A 1,987-nucleotide genomic window follows, 5' to 3' on the forward strand; every position below is an offset into this window, starting at 1 on the left:
CGTTTCTTCCGGCTTTTGGTACTTAACAGCATTAGAAATCAGATTGTTTAAAATAACACTAATCCTGAAAGTGTCTCCTCTGAAATCTACCGCCTGCTCTATCTGGGTTTGAAAACGAATATCTGTATTCTGTGGCTTGAAAGCAGTGATGCAGTCATTCAGCAGATTCCGGAAATCAATTTTTTCATACTCCACTTCCAGCCGGGAATTGCGGTAATACTCGATGATCTTTTGTATAAAATCATCCAGCTTTAACACGCAGGTTTCTACCATGTTCACATACCCATTAGGATCAACCACCGAATTATCGAGCCTGGATAGGTTAATGATCCCCAACACAGACATCAGCGGAGAACGCAGATCATGAGAGGTAGAGTAGATAAAACGGTTTAACTCATCATTCGTTTTTTCCAGCTCCTCTATCTTTTCCCGCAGTTGTTTCCGCGTACGGTATATCTCATAGGCGTTGTTAATCGTTTTGTGCAGCTCATGTTCATCCCATGGCTTTTTGATATAGGAATAGATATGACCTTTATTAATGGCATCAATAATATCCTCTACATCCGTATAACCGGTTAGTAAAATACGCATCGGATCAGGGAGCGTATCTTTAATTTCATTGAAAAATTCCACACCGGTAGATACAGGCATCTTCTGATCGGCGATAATAATATGCACCATGATCTCCTTCAGCAGCAACTTCCCTTCCTGCGCAGAAGTAGCCGTGTAAATTTCATAACTCCTGCGAAATGCCGCTTTGAATGCGTTTAGGTTATGAATTTCATCATCGATGTATAATATTCTTATGCGGTTTTCTCTCATCAAAGGACCTTATGGTTAATTACGATAAATGATTTGTTATGTCGAGTGGTAAATATATAATAAATTCTGCTCCTTCTCCGGGCGCTGAGTTGACTATAATTTTACCCTTATGCTTTTCTATAATACTGAATACAATAGATAATCCCAGCCCCGTACCTTCTCCTACATCCTTGGTAGTGAAGAACGGATCAAAGATTTTCTCCCGTACTGCTTCAGACATACCAATACCGGTATCTTTAATAGTTATAACAATAAAAGCACCTTCCAGTTCTGTTTTTATAGAAATGAATTCGTTGTGATGCTCTTTCTTTGTTTTGATCGCATTCAGGGCATTGGAAAAGATGTTCATAAACACCTGGTTTATTTTCCCTGCATAACACTCTACCTTCGGTAAACTGGCGTATTCTTTTATAATGTTTACATAAGGAGGAATACCATTACGCAACAATACCAGCGTAGAATCCAGTCCCTCATGTATATCAATGGATTTCACTTCACTTTCATCCAGCCGGCTGAAAGTGCGTAACCCCTTCACAATTTCCGCGGTGCGGGCAGCGCCATCCTCAATACCTTTAATGAGAGAAGAAATTTCCTCATGTATATAATCAATATCAATTTCTTTTTTGAACAGCTCAATATCCGCCAGCGCTTTGGGTACATCAGTGCTGCCTTGTAACTCATCATAGCGGTTCAGCAACTCCTTCAGATCTGCGATATCCAGTTTTAATGGTTTGATATTGGAAGTCACAAAGTTGATCGGATTATTGATTTCATGGGCAATACCGGCTGTGAGCTGACCCAGCGATGCCATTTTCTCTTTCTCTACCAGCCTGGTTTGCGTATCCTTCAGGTTATTCAACGCAGTATTCAATTCGAGGTTAGTGGCCTGCAGATCTTCCGTTCTGTCTTTCACTTTGCTTTCCAAGATAATATTTTGTTCTCTTACCAGTCTTTCATTCTCCTGCGAAATAGCCAGTGCCATTTGCTGAGAGGCTTCTTTTTCTGCCTTGAATACGTTGATCTTATGCGCCAGCGCAAACGACAGCAACAGTACTTCCAGCGCAGATCCTATCTGCAGTGCATAGTACTTGAAATTGTTGTAAGGCAGCATATTGAAATTGCGCAATACAAATACGAAGATGCTGATGAGGAATATTGACCAGGC

General features: G+C 40.6%; 2 protein-coding genes. Both read right to left on the bottom strand.

Annotation, left to right across the window (positions count from 1 at the left end; all coding sequences use genetic code 11):
• Nucleotides 1-822: hybrid sensor histidine kinase/response regulator (locus tag VIP81_RS29870; protein WP_331970456.1), on the bottom strand; the 822-nt coding region annotated here is incomplete at its 3' end.
• Nucleotides 823-841: 19 nt separating this feature from the next.
• The coding region (locus VIP81_RS29875) for an ATP-binding protein (protein ID WP_331970459.1) at nt 842-1,987 on the bottom strand (1,146 nt) is incomplete at its 5' end.

Source organism: Chitinophaga sp. (assembly GCF_036566945.1).
In the GTDB taxonomy this organism is placed as follows: Bacteria; Bacteroidota; Bacteroidia; order Chitinophagales; family Chitinophagaceae; genus Chitinophaga.